Source organism: Rhabdobacter roseus (assembly GCF_014202275.1).
GTDB classification, from domain to species: Bacteria; Bacteroidota; Bacteroidia; order Cytophagales; family Spirosomataceae; genus Rhabdobacter; species Rhabdobacter roseus.
Genome location: NZ_JACHGF010000019.1, coordinates 25,563 through 48,608, shown reverse-complemented (window position 1 = coordinate 48,608; position 23,046 = coordinate 25,563). Strand labels below are relative to the sequence as shown.

20 protein-coding genes are annotated in these 23,046 nt (G+C 55.5%); 15 read left to right on the top strand and 5 right to left on the bottom strand.

The window, feature by feature from the left end; all coding sequences use genetic code 11:
* Positions 1-8: 8 nt before the first annotated feature.
* From HNQ92_RS27750 to HNQ92_RS27735, 4 genes are all read left to right on the top strand, one after another.
* Positions 9-1,679, top strand: a complete 1,671-nt coding sequence (locus HNQ92_RS27750; RefSeq protein WP_184179845.1) for an amidase — start codon at positions 9-11, stop codon at positions 1,677-1,679.
* A 78-nt stretch (positions 1,680-1,757) separates the two neighbouring features.
* Complete coding sequence (locus HNQ92_RS27745; protein ID WP_184179883.1) at positions 1,758-3,071, top strand: NCS2 family permease; 1,314 nt, start codon at positions 1,758-1,760, stop codon at positions 3,069-3,071.
* A gap of 12 nt (positions 3,072-3,083) precedes the next feature.
* On the top strand, positions 3,084-3,917 hold the full coding sequence (locus tag HNQ92_RS27740; RefSeq protein ID WP_184179841.1) for a 5'-methylthioadenosine/adenosylhomocysteine nucleosidase: 834 nt from the start codon (positions 3,084-3,086) through the stop codon (positions 3,915-3,917).
* A 96-nt stretch (positions 3,918-4,013) separates the two neighbouring features.
* Positions 4,014-5,450, top strand: coding sequence for a hypothetical protein (locus HNQ92_RS27735; RefSeq protein WP_184179838.1), 1,437 nt, complete (start codon positions 4,014-4,016; stop codon positions 5,448-5,450).
* A 9-nt stretch (positions 5,451-5,459) separates the two neighbouring features.
* Here the strand turns inward: HNQ92_RS27735 and HNQ92_RS27730 are convergent, their stop codons facing one another.
* A complete protein-coding gene (locus HNQ92_RS27730) occupies positions 5,460-6,053 on the bottom strand; it encodes a DUF6962 family protein (RefSeq protein WP_184179835.1) in 594 nt (197 codons plus the stop codon).
* Between the two features lie 118 nt (positions 6,054-6,171).
* On the opposite strand from HNQ92_RS27730, the gene sucD reads away from it, so the two are divergent.
* From sucD to HNQ92_RS27685, 9 genes are all read left to right on the top strand, one after another.
* Positions 6,172-7,050 (top strand): succinate--CoA ligase subunit alpha, encoded by an 879-nt coding sequence (gene sucD / locus HNQ92_RS27725; RefSeq protein ID WP_184179832.1) that lies wholly within the window; start codon positions 6,172-6,174, stop codon positions 7,048-7,050.
* Between the two features lie 69 nt (positions 7,051-7,119).
* On the top strand, positions 7,120-8,298 hold the full coding sequence (locus HNQ92_RS27720) for a DUF4271 domain-containing protein (RefSeq protein WP_184179829.1): 1,179 nt from the start codon (positions 7,120-7,122) through the stop codon (positions 8,296-8,298).
* 43 nt (positions 8,299-8,341) lie between these two features.
* The gene (locus HNQ92_RS27715; protein ID WP_184179826.1) at positions 8,342-9,124 is read left to right on the top strand and encodes a uroporphyrinogen-III synthase; all 783 of its coding nucleotides are present in this window, start codon (positions 8,342-8,344) and stop codon (positions 9,122-9,124) included.
* A gap of 148 nt (positions 9,125-9,272) precedes the next feature.
* Complete coding sequence (locus HNQ92_RS27710; protein WP_184179823.1) at positions 9,273-10,226, top strand: PorP/SprF family type IX secretion system membrane protein; 954 nt, start codon at positions 9,273-9,275, stop codon at positions 10,224-10,226.
* 279 nt (positions 10,227-10,505) lie between these two features.
* Positions 10,506-11,576, top strand: coding sequence for a T9SS ring complex lipoprotein PorK/GldK (gene porK / locus HNQ92_RS27705; protein WP_184179820.1), 1,071 nt, complete (start codon positions 10,506-10,508; stop codon positions 11,574-11,576).
* A gap of 97 nt (positions 11,577-11,673) precedes the next feature.
* The gene (gene porL / locus HNQ92_RS27700; RefSeq protein WP_184179802.1) at positions 11,674-12,492 is read left to right on the top strand and encodes a type IX secretion system motor protein PorL/GldL; all 819 of its coding nucleotides are present in this window, start codon (positions 11,674-11,676) and stop codon (positions 12,490-12,492) included.
* Between the two features lie 96 nt (positions 12,493-12,588).
* On the top strand, positions 12,589-14,181 hold the full coding sequence (gene porM, locus HNQ92_RS27695) for a type IX secretion system motor protein PorM/GldM (RefSeq protein ID WP_184179798.1): 1,593 nt from the start codon (positions 12,589-12,591) through the stop codon (positions 14,179-14,181).
* Positions 14,182-14,238: 57 nt separating this feature from the next.
* Positions 14,239-15,294, top strand: a complete 1,056-nt coding sequence (gene porN / locus HNQ92_RS27690; RefSeq protein ID WP_184179882.1) for a type IX secretion system ring subunit PorN/GldN — start codon at positions 14,239-14,241, stop codon at positions 15,292-15,294.
* Positions 15,295-15,743: 449 nt separating this feature from the next.
* A complete protein-coding gene (locus HNQ92_RS27685) occupies positions 15,744-16,358 on the top strand; it encodes a redoxin domain-containing protein (protein ID WP_184179795.1) in 615 nt (204 codons plus the stop codon).
* Between the two features lie 304 nt (positions 16,359-16,662).
* On the opposite strand, the gene HNQ92_RS27680 is transcribed toward HNQ92_RS27685, so the two are convergent.
* Positions 16,663-17,745: a hypothetical protein gene (locus tag HNQ92_RS27680; RefSeq protein ID WP_184179792.1), complete on the bottom strand. Its 1,083-nt coding sequence runs from the start codon at positions 17,743-17,745 to the stop codon at positions 16,663-16,665.
* A 34-nt stretch (positions 17,746-17,779) separates the two neighbouring features.
* Positions 17,780-18,418: an ABC transporter ATP-binding protein gene (locus tag HNQ92_RS27675; protein ID WP_184179789.1), complete on the bottom strand. Its 639-nt coding sequence runs from the start codon at positions 18,416-18,418 to the stop codon at positions 17,780-17,782.
* A gap of 168 nt (positions 18,419-18,586) precedes the next feature.
* On the opposite strand from HNQ92_RS27675, the gene HNQ92_RS27670 reads away from it, so the two are divergent.
* Positions 18,587-19,456 (top strand): sterol desaturase family protein, encoded by an 870-nt coding sequence (locus HNQ92_RS27670; protein WP_184179786.1) that lies wholly within the window; start codon positions 18,587-18,589, stop codon positions 19,454-19,456.
* A gap of 37 nt (positions 19,457-19,493) precedes the next feature.
* On the opposite strand, the gene HNQ92_RS27665 is transcribed toward HNQ92_RS27670, so the two are convergent.
* Positions 19,494-19,925 (bottom strand): VOC family protein, encoded by a 432-nt coding sequence (locus HNQ92_RS27665; protein WP_184179783.1) that lies wholly within the window; start codon positions 19,923-19,925, stop codon positions 19,494-19,496.
* Between the two features lie 37 nt (positions 19,926-19,962).
* Positions 19,963-20,172, bottom strand: coding sequence for a hypothetical protein (locus tag HNQ92_RS27660; RefSeq protein WP_184179780.1), 210 nt, complete (start codon positions 20,170-20,172; stop codon positions 19,963-19,965).
* Between the two features lie 341 nt (positions 20,173-20,513).
* Between HNQ92_RS27660 and HNQ92_RS27655 the strand changes: the two genes are divergently transcribed.
* Positions 20,514-22,976, top strand: a complete 2,463-nt coding sequence (locus HNQ92_RS27655; protein ID WP_184179777.1) for an alpha/beta hydrolase-fold protein — start codon at positions 20,514-20,516, stop codon at positions 22,974-22,976.
* Positions 22,977-23,046 lie beyond the last annotated feature (70 nt).

The following is a 23,046-nucleotide window of genomic DNA, read 5'->3' as shown; positions in this document are numbered from 1 at the left end:
ACAAAACGATGAATAAAAAGCTACGCTACCTGTTGCTGGGACTGGGCTTGGGCGGGAGCTTCGCGCTGGGGTCTTTTTTGTCGGCACCGGTTTCTCAACCCATTGGCCACGCCATGGTAGAAGCCGCCGCGGAGCTGCTGGGCCTGACGTTCACCGAACCCGAGCGCGACTCCATGCTGACCAACCTCACCAACAACCGCGACAGCTACGCGCGCCTCCGCCAGGTACCTCTGCCGAACGACGTGGTGCCTGCGCTGCAATTCAACCCGCTGCCCGAAGGCTTTACGTTTGAGCGCGAAAAAAAGCCCTTGCAACCAAGTACCTTGGGTAAAGTACCCCTTCCCAAAAACCGCGACGAGCTGGCCTACTACACCGTGGCGGAGCTGGGGCAGCTCATCAAAACGCGGCAGATCAGTTCGGTGGAGCTCACGACGTTTTTTCTGGACCGTTTGAAAAAATACGACGCCCAGCTGCACTGTGTCATTACCCTCACCGACGACCTGGCGCTGGCCCAGGCCCGCCGCGCCGACGCCGAACTGGCCGCAGGTACCTACCGGGGGCCGCTGCACGGCATCCCCTACGGAGCCAAGGACCTGCTGGCCAAGAAAGGCTACAAAACAACCTGGGGCGCCAAATCCTACCAGGACCAAACCCTGGACCTGGACGCCACGGTGATCCAGCGCCTGGAAGCCGCCGGGGCGGTACTTTGTGCCAAGCTCAGCCTGGGTGCCCTGGCCTGGGGCGACGTGTGGTTTGGTGGCCTGACCCGCAACCCCTGGGCGCCGGACAAGGGCTCCAGCGGCTCGTCGGCGGGCTCGGCTTCGGCGGTGGCGGCGGGGCTGTTGCCTTTTGCCATCGGCAGCGAAACGCTAGGTCCCATTGTGTCACCCTCGACCATCTGTGGCACCACCGGGCTGCGGCCTACCTACGGGCGCGTGAGTCGGCACGGCGCGATGGCCCTGAGCTGGAGCATGGATAAGCTCGGGCCCATCTGCCGGGCAGTGGAAGACTGCGCGCTGGTCTTCGACGCCATCTACGGCCCCGACGGCAAGGATGCTACCGTGCTGGAGGTACCTTTCAACTACGCGCCGCTCGCTTCGCTGAAAGGAGTGCGCCTGGGGTACTTACAAAAAGCTTTTGACAGCAACTACCCCAACCGCGCCCACGACCAGGCTACGCTGGAGGTACTTCGAAAGCTGGGCGCTACGCTCGTACCGCTGGAACTCCCCGACTACCCCGTGGGCGACATGACGCTGATCCTGTCGGCCGAAGCCGCCGCCGCCTTCGACGACCTCACCCGCTCCAACCGCGACGACGAGCTAACCCGCCAAATCAAAAACGCCTGGCCAAACGTCTTCCGCGCTTCACGTTTTATTCCGGCCGTGGAGTACATCCAGGCCAACCGCCTCCGGACCCAGCTGATCCAGGACTTTTATCAGGTACTTAAGCAAGCCGACGTCGAGGTGTACCTTTCGCCTACCTACGGCAACAGCAACCTCGCCGCTACCAACCTAACGGGCCACCCCTGCGTGGTACTTCCCAACGGATTCAGCCCGCAAGGTACCCCCACAAGCATTACGTTTATGGGGCAACTGTTCCAAGAAAACCAGGTACTTGCCGTAGCCAAAGCCTACCAGGATGCCACCGATCATCACCGCAAACACCCCAAACTACCCTAGCCCAAAGGTACTTTGAAAGGTACCCAGGCGCGGCCCGATTTTCTTTTTAAACTACCCCCAACCAGGTACTTTGCTGCTATGCTGGATCGCTACTTCAAACTAACGGAAAACGGCACCTCCGTCCGGATCGAGTTCATCGCGGGGTTGTCATCGTTTCTGGCTACGATGTACATCATCGTGGTCAATCCGGCCATTCTCAGCCAGGCGGGGATGCCCTTTGCCGGGGTACTTACGGCGACGGTTCTTTTGTCGTTTTTTAGTAGCCTCATGATGGGTCTCTACGCCCGCAATCCGCTGATCGTAGCACCGGGCATGGGCCTCAACGCCTTCTTTACCTTCACGGCCGTAAAAGGGCTGGGCCTGGCCTGGGAAACCGCCCTGGGTACGGTATTCTGGGCGGGGATCGTGTTTTTACTATTATCACTATTCAAAGTACGTTCGCTGCTGGTGCAGGCCATTCCGGCTTCGCTGCGCCACGCCATCGCGGCGGGGATCGGCTTCTTCATTGCGCTCATTGGCTTCACCAACGCCGGGTTCATCGTCGACAACCCGGCCACGCTCATCGGTCCGGCGGCGCTGACGGAGGTACTTCCGCTCACCTTTGTGCTGGGGCTGCTGGTCACGGCCATCCTGGTAGTGCGGCGCGTCAAGGCGGCCATCGTGCTGGGAATTCTGACCACCACCCTGCTGGCCTACCTGCTGGGGCAGGGCAGTGGCACGCCGCTCGCCCAAGTACCCCCCAACGGCTGGCTGGCCGCGCCCGATTTCAGCCTGCTGCTGCGGCTCGACCTACTCGGCTCGCTGCGGTGGTCGCTCTGGCCGGTGATCTTCGCCTTTATTTTCACCGACCTCTTCGACAGCCTCTCCACCTTCTTGGGGGTGGCCGAAGCCGCCAACCTCAAAGATGCCGACGGCCAGCCGCGCCACCTCCACCGCTCCCTCCTCACCGACGCCGTGGCCACTACCCTGGCCGGGCTCCTGGGCAGCAGCCCCGGCACTACCTACATCGAGTCGGCGGTGGGCATCGAGCAGGGCGGGCGCACGGGCCTCACGGCAGTATTTGGGGCGTTGTTTTTTCTGCCTTTCTTGTTTTTGTCGCCGCTGCTCTCGGTAGTTCCGGCGGTGGCTACGGCGCCCGCGCTGGTGATCGTAGGTACCTACATGATCCGCCCCGTGACGAAGATCAACTGGCTGGCGCTCGACGAGGCCATTCCGTGCTTTTTGGCCATCAGCCTCATTCCGTTCAGCTACTCCATCACCCAGGGCATCATCTGGGGTTTTCTGAGCTGGACGGCCCTGAAAGTAGCGACGGGCCGGTGGCGGGAGGTCTCCCTCACGCTGCTGATCATCGACGCTTTTGCTATTCTTTCTCTCGTATCAGGTACCCATTAATATTCTTTCTTTATGCTTTATTTTGCCAAAAATTGCGCTCTTGTCGTATTCTTACTCCTGGTAGGTACCTGCGGCCCGGCAACGGCCCAGGTGTACAAAACCCGGCCCCTTACCCTGCTGCTCGGGGCTTTTAACGACGAAGTGAAGCTGCTGGAGCAAACCGTGGAGAAGCCGCGCGTGTACCAGATCCACGGGATTAAATTTACCCGCGGAAAGCTCCACGGGCGCGACGTGGTGATTGCCCTCACGGGGGTGGGCAAAGTGAATGCCGCCATGACTACCACCCTGGCGCTCCAGTACTTCCGGCCCGCCGAGGTACTTTTCACGGGCATTGCCGGGGGCCTCAACCCGGATCTCCAACCGGGCGACATCGTCATTGGCGGGGAAGTAGCCCACCACGACTTCGGCTACGTGAGCTTTCAGAACGTAGCGACCCGTCAAACCCGCAATCCGATTTCGGGCGAGTTTAACCCCGCTTTTTTCCCGGCCGACTCGGCGCTGCTGGCCAAAACCCGCCGGGCCGTCGACCAAGTACCCCTGGAAGCCATTTCGGCCAGCAGCCGGGTACCTCGGGTCATGGTGGGCCGAATCGTGACGGGCGACGTGTTTGTGTCGTCGGAAGAAAAAGTACGGCAGCTCCGCACCGACTACCAGGCCGACGCCACCGAAATGGAAGGGGCCGCCGTGGCGCAGATCTGCTGGCAGCAGCAAGTACCTTGCCTGGTGATTCGCAGCCTGAGCGACAAGGCCGACGGAACGGCCCGCGAGGACATGCTGCGGTTTGTGAAGGTGGCCGCCCGCAACTCGGCGGCGTTGGTGCAGGAGGTAGTGCGAAGCATCCGGTAGGCAGGTAGGAACCTGGGCAAATTTTGTTTTTCTGCCCCTGAGCCCTTATCTTTTCGGGCACTACCCTAAGTACCTAAAAGTACCTAACCTTCCCCAATGAGTAAAAATTGGAAAGCCTGGCTCTGGATGAGCCTGATTGCGACGATGTTTGTGGTGATCATCATGGGCTTCATTGCCTACTACAACGGTCGGGATCGGCATCCCGGCTACCAGCTTAGTCTGCAAATTGACCCACTCCGGCCATCCAAGCCGCTCCGCATGGGCTTCGCGGCCCTGCGCATTACGCCCCAAATCCGGGAGCACTGGTACGACAACAACGGCGACGCCCGCTATGACCCCAGGGACGGTGATTCCTTTCGGGACTACAACCGAAACGGGAAATTTGACGCGTACTGGTTGGCGGGTTTTGAGAGTCGCCGGGCTGCCAACGGGGTACATGACGACCTGTGGGTACGCGCGCTGGTGATCGACGACGGCCAAACCCGCCTGGCTATTGCTTCGCTGGATTTGTTGGGTTTGCTGCACAGCAACATCCTCAGCATTCGTTTGCAGATACCGGAGTCCGCCGGGATTACCCATTCTATTCTTTGTAGTACCCACAACCACCAAGCCCCGGACCTGCTGGGCTTCTGGGGGGAGAGCCCGGTTAAGTCGGGCGTCAATCGGGAGTACCTTCAGTTTGTGGAAAGGCAAGCGGCCCGCGCCATGGCCGAAGCGGCGACTCACCTCCGCCCAACCACCTTGCGTTTTGTGACGGACACAACCGGCCAACTGGCTATCATGCACGCCACCGACACCCGCAACGGCCAAACACTCGGCACGCTGGTGGTGGGAGACTACACGCCCCAAACGCTTTGGAAAAAAAACCTTTTCATTACCTCCGATTTTGCGCACTACCTCCGCGAATACACCGAGAAGGGAATTTACTCCCCCGGGCTTGGTCTGGTGGAGCCGGGCCTGGGAGGAATCACGGTGTTTGTCAGCGCCGCCACGAAAAGTACCTTACCGCCCAACGATCAACGGGAAATCATCAACCCCATCACCGCGCAGAGCTACACCACGCCTTCCTTCGAAAAAGCGCGGGCGCTGGGCCTGCAGCTAGCCCAGCGGGTACTTCAGGCTGTGCGTCAGGACACGCTACCGTCCACTCGGCAAGCAGGAATAGCCCTGAGGGCGAAAAGTTTTGATGTGCCGGTCCAGAGTAAGTCGTTTCGGGCCGGAGTGGCCCTGGGAGTAGTAGAAGCTGGCTACACAAGCTGGGGCTACCTACGCTCCGAAGCGACGGCCTTTAGCCTCGGCGACGCCAGCTTTATCGCCGTACCGGCAGCCAGGTACCCCCTAGGTGCCTCCGCCAAGACCCCGCCGCCCGGCAAGTACCCCTTTGTGTTGGGCCTGGCCAATGACGACCTGGGGTACCTGATGTTCGGTCCTGATGGCGCGCCTTTCGCTCAGCACCAGGTACCTCCGGCGGCGGATGCGCAACTTTACGAAACCTTACAGGATCTGTTGAAATCCCTGCCAGCTCCCCGTTAGGTACTTTAATTACTTAAAAAGAATGCTGTACTCAAACTGCGCGGCCTTGCCGGCACAAAACGTCGACAGGGCGATCAGGTAGTGGTTCACGTCGATGGGGTGAATGGGCAGCGGAATAGACTTGGATTTGGCCGCCAGGGCCAGGAGCGTCATGGAAAAAACGACCCACAGTGCGCTCTTTTGCCGCCGCGCCAGTCCCAGGCACGCAATCAAGAGCGTGATTACCAGGCAAAGCGGCTGGATGATCTGGACCATGACACCCAGCCCATACCAGGCCAGCCCCAGGAAGATACCCGCTCCTACGCCAATGGTACCCCAGAAGGCCAGTCGGCCGGTATCGCGGCGGTTGATGAGCGCCCAGGAGGCCACCACCATGCACACCGCTCCCAGCGTTAGTTCCAGGCGTTGCAGCGATTCGCGCACGTACGCCAGCTCATCCCAGCCCGCAAAAAGAAATACCCCCGCCAGGGCCGTCAGGGAGATACTCATCATGAAAATCCCCCACAGCAAGCGGTTATATATAGGTTGTTTTTGAAAGTATACCAGGAAAACGGCCAGCGCCGTCACGCAAAGGACCAGGTCCGAGAAGACATGAGCAATCATAACCAGAAGGTAAGAATTAGGGGTTCAAATTAGCCGAAGGGCAATTTACAAATTATCGTCACATTTTGCTACTTAGGGCTTTTCGTTCTACTTTTACCAAAAAAACCGATTCCATAACATGAGCGTTTTAGTAAATAAGAATTCTAAGATTATTGTTCAAGGTTTTACTGGTTCTGAGGGCTCGTTCCACGCCCAACAAATGATTGAATACGGTACCAACCTGGTAGGTGGGGTCACGCCCGGCAAGGGAGGAATACGCCACCTGGACCGTCCCGTTTTTAACACGGTCGATCAGGCAGTACGTACCACCGGAGCCGATGTAGCCATCATATTTGTACCTCCTGCGTTTGCCGGTGATGCCATCATGGAAGCCGCCGATGCGGGAGTCGGGGTGATCGTCTGTATCACCGAAGGCATTCCTACCAAGGACATGATGCTGGCGAAAGAATACCTCAAAGGAAAAAACTGCCGTCTGATCGGCCCCAACTGTCCGGGAGTTATTACCGCCGAAGAGTGTAAGGTAGGAATCATGCCTGGCTTTATATTTAAAAAAGGTACCGTAGGGATTGTTTCGAAGTCAGGTACCCTCACCTACGAAGCGGTGGATCAGCTCACCCGCGCCGGACTGGGCCAGACGACCGCCATCGGCATTGGCGGAGACCCGATCATTGGCACCACCACCAAAGAAGCCGTGGAGCTGTTGATGAATGACCCCGAAACCGAAGCCATTGTGATGATCGGGGAAATTGGGGGAAGCATGGAAGCCGACGCCGCCCGCTACATTCAGGAAAGCGGCAACGCCAAGCCCGTGGTAGGCTTTATCGCCGGCCAAACCGCCCCTAAAGGTCGCCGGATGGGCCACGCGGGTGCCATTATTGGCGGCGCCGACGACACCGCCGAAGCCAAGATGCGCATCATGCGCGAGTGCGGTATCCACGTGGCCGACTCCCCCGCCGTCATTGGCGAAACGATGCTGATCGCTTTGGGTAAAAAATAAGTACCTTTGCCATACCGACTTGATTTCTACTTTTAAGGGCTGGGGCAACTCCGCCCTTTCTTTCTGACCATGAACGTACTTCGCCCGTTGCTATTTTTTGCGCTGGTTCTGGCCGGAGCACTGAGCTCCCGTTCGGTGCGGGCCGACAATGAAGTAGGGCCCGGGCAGAAGTACTACCTGGTGTATGACCTGCGAAACGACTGGCTGACGTACAGCAGCCGCTATCAGAACTACGTACCTTTTTCCAAGGGTATTCACGAAGCAGAAACGTCGGCCAGCTTGCTGGTAGACCTGCTCAAAAACCGCCCGTATACCTTGCTGATACAAAGCCGGGCCGAGAGCTACCTTTTTATCGAAGGAGCCCTCCAGAAGCGCATTGCGCCCGGTACCTGGCTGGAATTAAGCCTGGACAGTCTGTACCGAAACTACCGGAAAGAAGAGCTCCTCCTGACGCTCTACGGAAGCCCGGGGGTCGACGATAAAAATGTTCTGGTAGGGCATTTGAAAAAAGAAAACGTGGCCGCTCTGCCGGTATCAACGAGTCCGCTCATTAACATTCGCCCCAAGTTCCCTACCCCCTTTGGCGATTTTTCCGTGCTGGTCTTTCTCTTTTTTCTGGCCCTCAATGCCCTTACCTACACCATTTCACCGAATACCTACCGGCGGCTCATCAACCCCGCGGACTACTTCAACCGGGACGACCGAAGTGAAATACACAAATTCAACAAGCCTTACAGTCGCCCCGTTTTGCTTTTTGTGATTCAGCTGAGCCTCATCGTGAGCTACCTGCTGTTGGCACTGGCCAATTACGATGTCAACCTGTTTTCTGCGGGTACCTTACTGTCCGAGCGGGATCAGCTTTCCGAAATCCTGCTCGACTTCCTGAAGCTCTTCGGGGCTACTTTTTTGCTATTTTATTTAAAATACGTTTACATGAGCCTGGTGGGTGGAATGCTAAATCTTGACCCCATCGTGGATCTGCATTTCCTCAAAGCCCTCCAATCCTCCTACTTTTTTTACAGCCTGCTGGGACTACTGGTTTTCACCTTATCCCTGCACGAGCCTGGTTGGTTTGAGTCCATGCGTCCATTTTTGCTCCTGCCCTTCGTTGCATTTTATTTACTCAGGTTCTTTTCGCTGTACTTTGTAACGAACTCCCGGGCATCGCTTATGAATCTGCATTTATTTTCGTATCTTTGCGTCATCGAAATCATCCCCCTTATCATCGGTGTTAAGTTTGCCCTGTGAAGAAGAAGCGTGTTTTCGAGCAAAAATCTAAGATGAACCATACATGAGTGAGACCATCAAATTTGATCAGGATCGGCTCAACAAAGTGTCAAGTATTCTGGTAAGCCAGTCTAGACCTGCCGATGAAAATTCACCCTATTATGAACTGGCCAGAAAGTACAACATCAAAGTAGATTTTTGTCCGTTCATCCAAGTTGAAGGAGTATCATTCAAGGACTTCCGCAAGCAAAAAGTTAACATTCTCGATCACACGGCTATTATTTTTACCAGCCGCAATGCCATCGATCATTTTTTCCGCATCTGCACCGAAGGCCGCATCGAAGTACCCGCCGACATGAAGTACTTTTGCATCTCGGAGCAAACGGCCAACTACCTTCAAAAATACATCGTGATCCGGAAACGGAAAATATTCTCTGGCACCAAAACTGCCGCCGAGCTCATCGATCTCATCCGTAAGCACAAAAAAGAGAAGTTTCTTTACCCCTGCTCCGACGTCCGTAAGAACGACATCCCCGAGTTTGCGGACACCGAGGACCTGCACTTTACGGAAGCCACCATGTACCAGACGGTCTCGTCGGACCTGTCGGCTCTTGAGGATGTATACTACGATATTATCGCTTTTTTCAGTCCATCGGGAATCAAATCTCTCTTTGAGAACTTCCCGGATTTCCAGCAGAGCAAAACCCGAATCGCGGCCTTTGGCCCCACCACGGCCCGGGCCGTTGAGGAAGCGGGGCTCTTTCTGGACATCCAGGCGCCCCTTCCCAATGCCCCCTCCATGACCGGAGCGCTGGAGCTGTACATTCGAAAAGCGAACAACCTTTAACCCCTTGGGGAGTTATCATGAAAAAGGCCGGGAAAAATCTCCGGCCTTTTTCATGATTTTCAATTTTTTTTCGGATTATACGTTATTCTCTAAACTTTTTTCCCCTTGAGTTAGTACATTACAGAGCAATCGGATGACCTATACTTTTATGATCCAACGTTTCAAGACCTTTTATACAGTTGCGGCTCTACTGACTTTCTCGCACTGGACATTGGGTCAACAAGCTCCTCAGTTTAGCCTATTTTCTCTGAATCAGCTGTATTATAATCCTGCCGCCGCCGGAGCTGACGGTGTGAGTCAGCTACAAATCACGCATCGAGCGCAGTATGCCGGGTACCAAAGTACCTTCGATCCGGGGGGCGCGCCTTCCAGCCAGCTCCTGACGGCCAGCGTACCCCTCAAAAATTTTGGCATTGGTTTCTACGCGCTGAACGACCGCATCGGGGCGCTGAGCAGCCAGGATATTCAGCTTTCAGCCGCCTACCGCATCCCCTTGAACGAAGGAAACCTATCCGTAGGAGCCCGCGCGGGCCTACTTCGCAAAGCCTTGGATTACAACCAGCTTCGCCCTTACGAGCCCGGCGACGATATAATACCCACGGGAGTAGCCGCCCAGATGAACCCCGACGTATCGGTAGGGCTACGCTACGAGAGAGACAGCTACTACGTAGGGCTATCGGCCAATCACCTGCTGCGCCCTAAGTACCAGCTTGGTACAGAATCCGCTACCAACCCGCAGCTCACGACCTATTATCTCAACGCGGGCCTGCTGATCGAGATCGGGTACCTGCTGGAAGTACGGCCCATCGCGCTGGTGAAGACCGACCTGAAGGAGTTTTCGGTAGAGGGCGGAGCTACCGCTACCTACAACCAACGGTACTGGATGGGAGCCACCTACCGCCATCAGGAAGCAGCTATAGTGATGGCCGGTATCCACCTCATGGCCGACCAATCGCTCCGCCTGGCAGGGGCCTATGACATCATCGTGGGAGGTACCTCGGTAAAGTCACCCAGCTCGTACGAAATTTTGCTAACGTACGTATTGCCAGCGCCTAAATTGGGCAAAAAGACCATTGTGCGGACGCCACGGTTCCGTTTTTGATGGATTTAACTGTCATATAGGCATTTTTTTATTTTTTGGCTTCATTGTTGTTAGACACTTTGCAATGCTTCCTCTATATTTGAAGCTTGTTGCCGAAATACAAACGAAGTCTATACGAAATAGATACGAAATTCGTTAGGACGAGTAGAGTAAGAAAACGTACCAGGAAAATCGGAGGGCGTTCCTTTTTACAAAAATCGGTTATAAATAGAGTATACTAGATAAATAAAGGTTGTCGTTTATAAGCTGACATTTAACAAACAACAGAGCATAATCACCATGAATGTTAATGTATTCTATCGGTACGGAGTCAAGAGTTTGCTGCTGGTAGCCTCGCTTGTATTTATGCAAAGCTGCGGGTTTATCAAGGAGCGTTTTGGTGGAGGAAAGGGAGGGGATAACGGCATCTCCAACGGTGAAATTACCGCAACAGCCCGTAAAGGGTACCGTCAAACGACCCCCGCCGGTATGGTTATGATCCCCTCGGGTTCCTTTATTATGGGGCAAGCCGATGAGGACATTGCCGCCACCATGGTCAACATGAATAAACGGGTCACGATCAGTTCCTTCTACATGGACGACACCGAGATCACCAACAACGAATACCGTCAGTTTGTCAATGCTCTGTTGGTAGACTCCATTTCGGTGCTGGGTGAGGAGGAAATCATGACGAAGTACTACCCCGATACTACCGCCTGGAAAAAGGATTTTGCCTACTCCAACGGTGACCCGATGGTAGAGTATTACTACATGCACCCGGCTTTTGATACCTACCCCGTAGTAGGGGTTAACTGGATCGCCGCGCAGTATTTCTGCCAATGGCGCTCCAATGTCTACAACGACTACCGTAGCAAAGAAGGCATGTTCTACGCACCTAGCTTCCGCCTACCTACCGAGGCTGAGTGGGAATGGGCCGCCAAAGGAGGTAAAGCCGGGGCCAAGTACCCCTGGGGTAACCCTTACACCATGAACGGCAAGGGCTGCTTCCTGGCCAACTTCAAACCCCAACGTGGTAACTACGACGCCGACGGCTACCCTTATACGGCTCCTGCCAACGCCTACAACCCCAACGAATACGGCCTCTACAACATGGCGGGCAACGTAGCCGAGTGGACGCTGGACGCCTACGCCGACAACGCTAACACAATATTATGGGATATGAACCCTAAGAACGATGATCCTGCGGAACCCCGCAAGGTGATCAAGGGAGGCTCTTGGAAAGACGTTGCGTACTTCCTGCAAACGGGTACCCGTTCCTACGAGTTCGAGACCGAGCGCCGTGCCTACATTGGCTTCCGCTGTGTGATGGACAACGTCGATGGCCGCCGGGGCGGAACCCGGCGCCGCTAAGCGGTACACAACTTTACAGAAGCAGCGGTCGCTGCTTCTTTTTTACCCTCTTACTCCAAACCATTTCAATTAACTAAACCAATCAATCCAATCAAGTATGGCTAAGAATAACGGACCTAGTTTTTTTTGGGATAGACTAGTACCAACCTTGTACAGTGCCGGTGCCGCCGTCGTAATCATGGGCGCACTTTTTAAAATTCAACACTGGGACGGTGGCGGCGAAATGCTGACCATCGGTCTGGGAACCGAAGTTGCCATTTTCCTTTTATACGCCATCCAAACGTTTACCCGCCCCATCGATCGGGATCCGGACTGGACCCGGGTATATCCTGAGCTAGCCGACGACTACAACGGCCCCCAGGCTACCGCCGGTGCCACGGTGGCAGTGCCCAACGGTCTGACGGCGGGCATGGATAAAATGATGGCCGAGGCGCAGATTTCGCCCGATATATTCAAAAACCTGGGTGAAGGCTTCCGGAACCTGACCCAAACCGTGGGTAAGATCACCGACCTTACTGACGCTACGGTTGCTACCAATGATTACGCCCGCAACGTGAAGACGGCCTCCAGTGCCATCAACGACATGAATAAGTCGTACGGAGTGGCGATCAATGCCATGACTTCGATGGCCGATGCCACCAAGGACGCCCAGTCGTACCGCGAGCAGTTTCAGCAAATCACCAAAAACATGGGTGCCCTTAACGCCGTGTACGAGCTCGAGCTCCAGGATACGACCAAGCACCTGAAAGCGATGAACGCCTTCTACGGTAACCTCACGGCCGCCATGGAGAACATGGCCGACGCCACCCGGGAATCGCAGACGTTCAAAAGCGAAATGGCTAAATTGACTACCAACATCTCTTCCCTGAATAACGTATACGGAAGTATGTTGAGCGCTATGCGTGGCAATGCCTGATCGAATTCCGGAAAAGGTACCTGGTAATTTAACTAGAAGGGTACCAGTACAAACACTAAAACAAAACCATCACCGATTAACTGATCACTGAACCATATGGCAGGTGGAAAAGAAACGCCCCGTCAGAAGATGATCGGGATGATGTACCTGGTATTGACCGCCATGCTTGCTTTACAGGTAAGCTCGGCCATTATCGAAAAATTCATCCTCCTGAATAATTCATTGGAATTGTCTTCTGGCGCCGCAAATAAAATAAACCAGGAAACTGTACTTAAAATAAAGGCCGCCGTAGAAAAGTCCGGGAACCGGGCCGCCGACGTGGCCGTAGTGAAACAGGCCGAAGAAGTACGTACGCTCTCTACCAATATCATCAACGAGATCAATACCCTCAAGCAGCAGATTATCAACGATGCCGGTAGCGGACTCAACGAAGAAGGGGCCATCAAAAACCCCGAGGAAGAGCAAAAAGTAGCCGAGCTGATGATTGGCGGGCAACGCAACGGCAAGGCCTATGCCTTGAAGCAAACCCTGAATAATTACACCCAGCAGCTCAACAAGTACAGCAACCAGCAGTTTCAGCCGCTGGCGCTGGACGCCAAGGATGATCCCGTGGCCAAGAACCGGGCCGACCAACGGAATAAAGACTTTGCCGAGCTAAACTTTGCCCAAACGCCCGTAGCCGCGGCCCTGGCCGTGCTAAGCCAGAAACAAACCGACGTGCGCCGCATGGAAGGGGAAGTACTGAACTTCCTGGCCAGCAAAGTAGGTGCTGCCGATATCAAGTTTGACCGGATTTTAGCTATGATCAGCTCCGAGTCTAAAGTAGTAGCGGCCGGTACTAAGTTTAAAGGGGAAATGTTCATTGCCGCTTCGGCATCGGGCATTACGCCGCGCATGAGCCTGAACGGCTCTCCGGTTCGCGTTGAAAACGGCAAAGGAATCATTGAATTTACGGCGCAAGGTGGCGGCTACAACGCCGAAGGACTGGCCCGGAAGGTACTTCAAGGTACTATCTCCTTCCCTACCCCATCGGGGCGTGACACGACCGTGCGGTTGGAGCAAGAATACTTTGTAGCGAAGCCTACTTATCAGTATCAAACCGCTTCCAACCCACCCTTGTACCTGGGTTGTGCCAACCGTTTGAGTGTTCAAAGCCCTTCATTGGGTGCCCTCTGGGCTCCTACCTTTAGTGCTGACGGCGCGGAAACGATTCCTGGCAGCAAAAAAGGAGAGGTAACGGTAGTACCCAGCCGGGCGCAGATCACGCTGAACGTTTCCAATCAAGGCAACTTGCTGGGTAGCGACAACTTCCGCGTACAGCGTGTTCCTAAACCAAGCTTGGAAGTAAGGGTAAACGGCAAAGCTTTTAACTCGCGCCAGGGAGAGTCTGCTACAGGTACCCGTTCTATTACGGTTATAGCGATTCCCGACGAGAGTTTTAAAAACTTTTCTCCGGAGGACGCCCAGTTCCGGGTGACCCAGATACAAGTATCACTGGCCCGCAGTACTCGTCGTGTGGGTGTAGTAACCTTAGCGAACGGAGGCGGGTCCATTGCGTCGCTGGCCGCACAAGCAGAACCCGGCGATCGTTATGTGGTAGAAGTCATGGGTGTACAACGCCGCAACTTCAAGGGAGCAATCAGTGACGTAGAAATGGGTACTCAACCAATTGTGATTCCCTTAAACTAATTTTCGCTTGTTGATCGTTATTAGGAAAGTTATCGTAAAAACCGAAGTGCTATGAGAATGAACGGAAAAGTAGTGGCATGGTCGCTTCTCTCCCTGGCGCTGGGAGCCACGGCGGCCCAGGCGCAGGAAAGGGATGACGCCAGCGAGAATCAGCTGTCGGCTCGGCCCATCGACCCGCATGATGTGTTGATGAAGCGTACGCTCTGGCGTCGGGTCGATTTGAACGAAAAGCAAAATCTTCCCATGTTCTCGAAGAATAACGAGATTACGCGCTACCTGATCGATGCCGCCAAAGCGGGATTGATTCCTGCTTATACGAACGACTCTTGCGCTACGCAGCAAACGCCCGAGGAGTTTCGTAAAAAGATCCTCGTCCCTAACGAGGTAGGCGGACTTTCGGCCGAGGAAATTGCGGCGGGCTTTGGCCAGCCTGCCGACAACGGCGGCTGGGGCGATACTCCCAAAAAAGACACCAAAGCAGCGGCAAAACCCGCCGACGATGGCTGGGGGACTCCCGTGAAGGATACCAAGAAAACAGCAGTTGTGGAAGACGACGGCTGGGGAACTCCCGTGAAGAAACCCACCACGGCGAAAAATACCAAGAAGGGCGCTGCCGCGGTTAAGGAAGAACCCGCCCCCGTGGAGGAAGTAAAACCGGCCGATGATTTTCAGCAGCAGGCACTGGCTGGCACCGAAGAGGAATTTTTTCCGAATCAGCTAAGCCTACTGGAAGTGAAGGAAGACTGGACCTTTGACAAAAAACGTTCGCGTCAATACAACGACATTCAGTCGATCACCATTTACCTGCCCGCCGAGCAGAGTTCTACCGGACTGGAACTACCCATTGCTTCCTTTAAGTATAAGGATGTGGAGCGGCTGTTCCGCAGCGACTCCAAAAAGTACATCTGGTACAACTCGCAGAACACCGCCCAGCACAAAAACCTGGCCGATGCCTTTGACCTGCACCTGTACCACGGCCGCATTACTAAGTTTTCCAACGCCGAAGACAAATCGTTTATCGATATGTACAAAGGAGAGAAAACCGGCTTAATGAAGTCGTTGCAATTTGAGCAGGAGCTCATGGAGCTCGAGCACGGCCTGTGGGAGTACTAGCCTAATTCGCGTATTCTCTTAAGCAAACGAGCAGCCCAACGTGGCTGCTCGTTTGCTTAAGAAGCTTTATATAAGGCCTTTGTAAACTATTTATCCTCAAAGCTCATTAAAAGGTTATTTCGTGGGAACAAATAGTCTATAAAGTTTGTAGACTTAATAGTTTTTATTTGTAGCTTTGTAAAATCAAATTTACCTGGTTGGCATGACGAACACGTATCAGCTGCATATATCCTACCCCGCGCACGTAAGCCTGTATCGCCTAACTTCAACGGTGGAATCCATCAAGGGTGTCAAGATTCAGCGTTTGAAGCTGGTCAAGAAGGGCAAGCGGATGATCGGCAAGATGGCCATTGAGGTGTCGCCACTTAGTAATTTTGATTGTATCCTGGACTTGATTCAAAGAGAGCCCGAATTTTCCGTTGTAGAAGACCTTTTAAATACCCCATACGATGTTGTACGAAATCATTGACGAAGAAGGGAATGTACATTCCTACGAGCTAAAGCCCCGCCTTGGCACAAAAGGATCTTTTCCGGGCCGGGCCGCTGGAGAGCAGCTCCCCTATTTTGAACTAAACACCGAGCAGGTAGTTTGGGCCGGAGTACAACCGCAAACGACCCTCATCACCAGCCATGATCTCGTTCGGGAGCAGCCGCTCGTAGTGGCTTTTCACTGCGAATGCTGGGGAGCCTATGCGCCAAAAATCATGGAGGCGTTGATCACGTTGAATGAGCAGCTGATCAGCCGCGGGGCACGGCTACTGGTCCTTACGCAGGAGCCCGTGAAGCGACTGAAAAAGCTGGTGGAACACCAGCCGCTGGCGTTTGACATCAGCTATGACGAAGGCTACCGCATCGCGACCCAGCTGGGGGTATACCTCGAAGACCGGCCCGTGTGGGACCGCGTGGCGGGGATTTCGGAAGATGTGTACTACCCCGGCCTTTTTCTGGTCGATCAGGACGGCCTCATCCAGAACGTGCAGGTCGATCAGGATTTTGAAATGAAGTGGGACTTTCCCGCCCTGCTGGACACGCTGGCTCAAGTACAAGCGGGTGCCCTGGTGTAGCCTACCTCTCACTAACCAACTTTTTTGACCTATATACACCCGAAGCACGATCGTAGGCGATTGGACTTCGGGTGTTTTCTTGTTCCCTTTTTCCGCAGCACGTAGCCAACATCAGGTGCGTACACTCAGCTTTCCCAAGTAAAAATGCGCGGCCCGGCAGCTCAACCCTCAGCTTCAGCAAAATCCGGGCTACTGAGCCACGGTGCTTCGTAAGCAGATAAAGCCTCGGACCTTCTTCGGTTAGAACAAAGCCCGAGGCTTTTTCGTATTCATTCCAAAGGTACTTTGCGTTCTATAAAGTACCCTACCAGTACCACCGCCGCCAACCGGCATACGCCAGAGCCAGCAGCGCGGCCGCAAGTGCCCACAGGGGCGTGTGGTACAACACCAGCAGGGTAAGGACCACAAAGCCTCCCATAAGTACCCGCACGGTATCCTCCAGCAGCTGCTGGGAGCGATACAAAAAAACGTGGTACCCTAGCAAGGCACTTAGGCCTAGGCCGTATAGCTGTAGCCAGTCCAGCCCGCCCAAAGTACCCCAGGTATAGCGCATGAGCAGTGCCGTTTCGGGCAATAGCAACAGCGCGTGCAGGAGTACCATCCGGCCGAAGCGCTTCCCCAGCGAAGTAGGTAGCGAACGCCCCCACAGCCATGCCTGGCTTTCCCATTGGTACAGCTCGTAGGAGAGGCCCGCGTTGAGCAGGTACGCCAGCGTGAAGCCCACGGCGGGCAGGCGCAGGTCGTAGGTACCTGTGCTGTAATAGACCAACGTACCGGTCACAAACAAAAAGGTACCGGCCTTGCCCAGCAGCAACGTAAGCCCCCGCTCCCGCAGCAGCCATTCGAGCGTCCAGTAGGTCCAGCGGGCGGGGCGGCGAAAGGTACTTGCAGAGGCAAAAATCCGGGGCCGGGAGGTACTTGGATGCAGTACCTCCGGGTGCCGCAGGCGCTGCTCCATCACGCATACCAGCAAAGTACCTACCCCCAACCAAAGGCCCGGAATGGGCCAGGCCTCAGCGAGTAGCTGGTCCTGCCGGGCAATCATAAACACGTAAAAACCATAAAACAGGATGGGCTGTAGTAGCCCCAGCGCCACCACGCTGAGCCGAAGTACCCTCCGGCCCGGCGGCAGCAGGCGGGCGCGGTAGATAAAGGTGTACGACGGCTGCGCCCAATGCTGGCGCACAAAGTGCCCGCAAAGTACCCCGTAGGCCAGCCAGATGAGCGCCAGGTACTTCATGCCGTGCGGGTCGGTGAGAAAGAAAAGGGCAAAGGCGTAGTGCTCGCGGGAGCTCATAAACCCGAAGAGCAGGAAGAGCATCACCAGGAAAAAACCGGCCCGCTGCCGGAAGAACTCCCGTACCGTAGCCAGCAGCAAGACGTTCATCGTTTTTTCTTAAGGTTAGTCAAAGTACCTTTCCTCATGGCTGCCAGGGAACAAGCGTACGATTTCGGAGCGCGTACCCGGCCGTTATCGGCAAGTCGCTGGGCGCAAAAGGCTGGTGCGACGATAGCAGAAACGATACGCCCTCGGCGCGGTAAGCCTTGATCAACGCAAAAAGCGCCGCCCGCGCTTCCTGGTCGATGGTGATCAGGGGCTCGTCGAGGATAATCAGCCGCGGACGCCCCAAAAAAGCCAGCGCCAGCGACAGCTTCTTCACCATCCCGCTCGAGCACCCGCCCAGCGGCTGGTCGAGGTAGTTGATCCCGAGCACCTCGGTGAGGTACTTCATCTGCCCGGCGGGGCTTTGCTGAGCCTCGCCCACAAAGGCTAGTAGGTCGGCGGGCGTCAGGAAGGCTGGGTAAAGCGGCTCGGCTTCGCCCAGGTTGAGCCGCAGGCGGTACTCCACGGGCTGCCGCCGGAGCGAGTAGCGCTCGTCGAGTACTATTTCTCCTTCGTGGGCCAACATGCCCGCCAGGGTCCGGAAGAGCGTCGATTTCCCCGCGCCATTTTCTCCCTGAATCCAGTAGATCCCTTCCTCGATTTGCCAGTCAGTGATGGCAAGTACCTGGTGCGAGCCGTAGCTTTTCTGTACGTTGGTTAAGGAGAGAAGCGGCATGAGCGGCTAAACAATCTTTGTATAAAGTTTACTTATATACATAAGTTAGCACAAAGATGAACTTTCGGGCTTAGGATTGGAAGCATTTGAAAAAATATCTTGCTTAATACTAAATTTATATCGGAAATATCCTGTTATAATACCAATAACCGCAGCAACTGTTCGCGCATGGAAAAGCTCATCACCTACTTTGAAACCATTCCCTCCACGCACCGCTCGGCTATTCTGGTGGGCGGCATAGCGCTGTTTTGGCTGCTGGAGGGCGCATTTCCGCTCTTTCGGTTTTCTTACAACAAATGGCGGCACGCCGGGCTCAATATTTTCTTTACGCTCACGACCATCGTGGTCAACTTCGCCCTGGCTTTTGTGTTGGTCAAAGCCAGCGACTGGGCCGTGGCGCGCGGCGTGGGGGTACTTCAGTGGCTCCCCCAACTACCCTTGTGGGCCTTTACGCTGGTAGGCCTGCTCCTGCTCGACCTCGTCGGGGCCTGGTGCATTCATTGGACCGAGCACAAAGTAAAATGGATGTGGCGCTTCCACCTCATCCACCATACCGACACCCACGTAGATACCACCACCGCCAACCGCCACCATCCGGGCGAGAGCGTGTTTCGCTTTGCGTTCACGACGCTGGCCGTGGTACTGGCGGGCGCGCCCATGTGGCTGGTGTTTCTGTACCAGGCGCTGTCGGTGGCGTTGTCGCAGTTCAACCACGCCAACATCACCCTGCCCGAGCGCCTCGACCGCGTACTGAGCTGGGTCCTTGTAACGCCCAACATGCACCATGTGCACCACCACTACGTACAGCCCTATACGGATAGCAACTACGGGAATATCTTTTCGATTTGGGACCGGCTCTTCGGTACCTTCCGCCGCCTCGACGCCGACCAGCTTACCTACGGCATCGACACCCACCAACTACCCGAAGAGCACAGCCACATGGGTAGTTTGCTGAAGATCCCCTTCCAAAAGTACCGCCCGCCGGTGGGTGCTGCCTCGTTGGATTCTGAGCGTTCGACCACGCGGCGGTCCGGCTAGGTACCTGCCCAGATTCCAACAAAATCAAACCCGAGCATCAGGCTTTTTGGTTGTAATCATAAGAAATCATCCACTGAATGCCGTACGGGTCGGTCAACATCCCGAAGTAGTCGCCCCAAAAGGCGTCGGCCAGCGGCATGGTCACTTGTCCGCCCGCCGAAAGCGCGCTGAAAAGGCGCTCGGCCTCCTCCTTGCTCTCGGTGATCAGGGTTAGGGAGAAGTTGTTGCCCGGCGTCAGCGTGAAGCCCATCGAAGGCAGCGCGTCGGTAGCCATGAGCAGGGTGTGCGGACCAATGGGCAGTGCCACGTGCATGATCATCTCCTGCTCTTCTTCCGAAAGCTTGTCGCCCTCGGGCGTATCTTTGAAGCGCTGCATGGCCTGAAACTCGCCCCCAAACACGGATTGGTAAAAAGTAAACGCCTCCTCGGTAGTACCGGGAAAATTCAGGTAAGGTTGTACGGTAGCCATCGTATTTTTTTGTTTGGATGAATCACATAGAAATGTGTTACTCAAGTACCTGGCACAAGTACCCCTTTTGCCGCACCAGCTCCATGATGGGCTCCGGAGGTACTTCCTGGCCCTCGACCCGCAAGATCCGGTCGCAGTCTTCCAGATCAAAGTGAAGCTGGTAGCCGGGAAACTGCCGGGTCAATACCGTCAGGATTCGGGCGGCCTGCCGCCGCTGCCGAACGTTGGTTTTAAATACTTCCACCATAGCTGCTCTTCGTAAGGTACCTGTCCAGCGCTCCTGTGGTTTGTGAAGCAGCCTGGCGCAGGTACTTTGTGATACATATATACCCCAAATTTACGGACAATTGTGAAGCGGCTGATGGTGTAAAAGCGACAATATAAGGGGTTCATTACGACAGCGTTTCTCGGGCTTTGGCAGCAAATTACGTCTTTGATTTTAGCTGGATTGGAAAAAGGATTGGCGTGTACTTTTTAAAATATTTTAAAATAATCTACCCCTTCAATAAGAAAAATGATTATTTTTGATTGATACCTGGTTAAATCAACCCGCTAATTCCTACTCATCAGAACTTTATTTGGTAATCCATGAAAAAATTTCTCCTCAGTAGCTTGGTAGTCCTTTTCACGTTTGTGCAATCGCTGCACGCCCAGAAAGAGTACTACTTCAGCGAAGGATTGGGCGTGGGCCCCTGCCACGCCTACGGGCGCGAAGCCCTTTATACGGATCAATTGGCCTATCAGCTTTACGCAGGTACCTTGGCCAAGCCCGCCGCGGGCCAGGTACTTCTCACCGACGAAGCGGGCCAGGCCGTGAGCTGGCAGGCCGTCCAGGCCGACACGGCGCATCGCTTCCGGAGCAATGCCTTCTCCAACGGGTACCTGTACCTAACCTATCATTCGCCCAAAGCCCAGGAAGTACTGCTGACGCTGACCGGCCACGACATGGCCTACGTCAACGGCGCTCCGCGCGGCGGCGACATGTACCGCTACGGCTGGATGCACCTGCCCGTAAGCCTCAAAAAAGGCCTCAACGAGATTTACGTGCGGGTGGCGCGCTACGGTCGCTATGGGGGCATTACGGCCAAGCTTACGTTTCCGGCAAAGCCCGTTTTTCTGGGTACCGAGGATGTCACGCTGCCGCACATCGTGGCCTCCCTGCCCAACGACTCGCTGTGGGTAGGTATGGTGGTCATGAATACGACGAACAAACCCCTCAGCGCCCTACAGATCGTAAGTACCCTGGCGGGCCGGGAAGTGCGGACGACGCTGCCGAGCCTGCCCCCCCTGACCAGCCGCAAGGTAGGCTTTAAGATTAACGCCAGCCAGGTACTTTCGGTAGGTACCCACCAGGCCACGGTCCGGCTCCTGCACAACGGCAAGGAAATAGACCAGGTACCCCTGGAGCTGGAGACCATCGCCGAAGGCAAGCAGTATAGCCGCACCTTCGTGAGCGACATCGACGGCAGCGTGCAGTACTACAGCGTAGCACCCCAGCAAAAACCCGACGGCAAGGCTCCGGCGCTGTTCCTGTCGGTACACGGCGCGGAGGTGCAGGCCATCAACCAGGCGCGGGCCTACAAGCCCAAAGACTGGGGCGTGCTGGTGGCTCCCACCAACCGCCGCCCGCGCGGCTTCAACTGGGAAGACTGGGGCCGTCTCGACGCCCTGGAGGTACTTGATATTGCCAAAAAACAGTTTAAGCCCGACCCGGCCCGCATCTACCTCACGGGCCACTCCATGGGTGGCCACGGTACCTGGTACCTGGGCGCTACCTACCCCGACCAGTGGGCGGCCATTGCGCCCTGCGCGGGGTACCCTACCCTGGCCTCTTACGGCTCACACGACGGGCAGATCCCCGACAGCGCCCGCTCCGACATGGAGGCGGTGCTGCTCCGGGCCAGCAACCCCAGCAACGTGCTGGCACTGGCTACCAACTACAAAGCCCACGGCATTTACATCAACCATGGCGATGCCGACCGCGTGGTACCCGTCACCTACGCCCGCCAGATGCGGCAGCTGTTGGGTACTTTTCATACCGACTTTAGCTACTACGAGTACCCCGGTGGCTCGCACTGGTACAGCGACGAGAGCGTAGACTGGGGCCCGCTGTTCGAGTTTTTTAGCTGGCACCGCATTCCTACCGCGGCCGTTGACTCCACGCTGGATTTTACGACGGCCAATCCGGGGATTTCGTCCAAGATGCGCTGGGTAGGGATTCACCAGCAAACGACCCCGCTCAAGTACAGCCGCGTACAGCTGGACCGCAGCGCGGCCCAGCGGACCATCCGGGGTACTACCCAAAACGTAGACCTGCTCTCGCTGGACCTGGCGGGCTTTGCGGCCGGCGAAACGGTGCAAATCACTCTGGATAGCCTGACGCCGATTTCGCACAAAATAAAAACCGCCAACGAAACCATTTACTTGCGCAAAGGTACCTCCTGGCAGCTGGCCACGGCCGCGGAAGCCACCCAAAAGGGCGGCCATCGCTACGGTACGCTGAAAGAGCCTTTTAATAACCGAATGGTATTCGTGTACGGTACTTCGGGTACCAAAGAAGAAAACGAATGGGCCTATAACAAGGCTCGCTTTGACCAGGAAACCTGGTACTACCGCGCCAACGGGGCCGTGGAGGTAGTAGCCGACAAAGAGTTTACGCCCGCCAAGTACCCCAACCGCGGGGTCATTATTTACGGCAATGCCAGTACTAATTCCGCCTGGAACAGCCTTTTGGCCAACTGCCCCATTCAGGTCCAAAAAGGACAGATTACGGCCGGAAGTACCCGCCTCAGCGGCGACGACCTGGGTACCTACTTTGTGTGGCCGCGCGCGGATAGCCCTACGGCTTCGGTGGCCGTTGTGGCCGGAACCGGCCTCAAAGGCATGAACGCCACCAACGCCAACCAGTACTTCAGCGGCGGCAGCGGCTTCGCCGACGTCATGATTTTCTCGCTGGATATGCTCCAAGGAGGTATCAAAGGCGTAAAAATGGCAGGCTTCCTGGGCAACGACTGGACCGTCGAGAAAGGGGATTTTGTGGTAAACGAATAAGGTACTTCGTGGAGAAGTAGTTTTCCTTGGGGCTAAACCAACGCTGGTTTAGCCCTTTTTTTGCCTCATC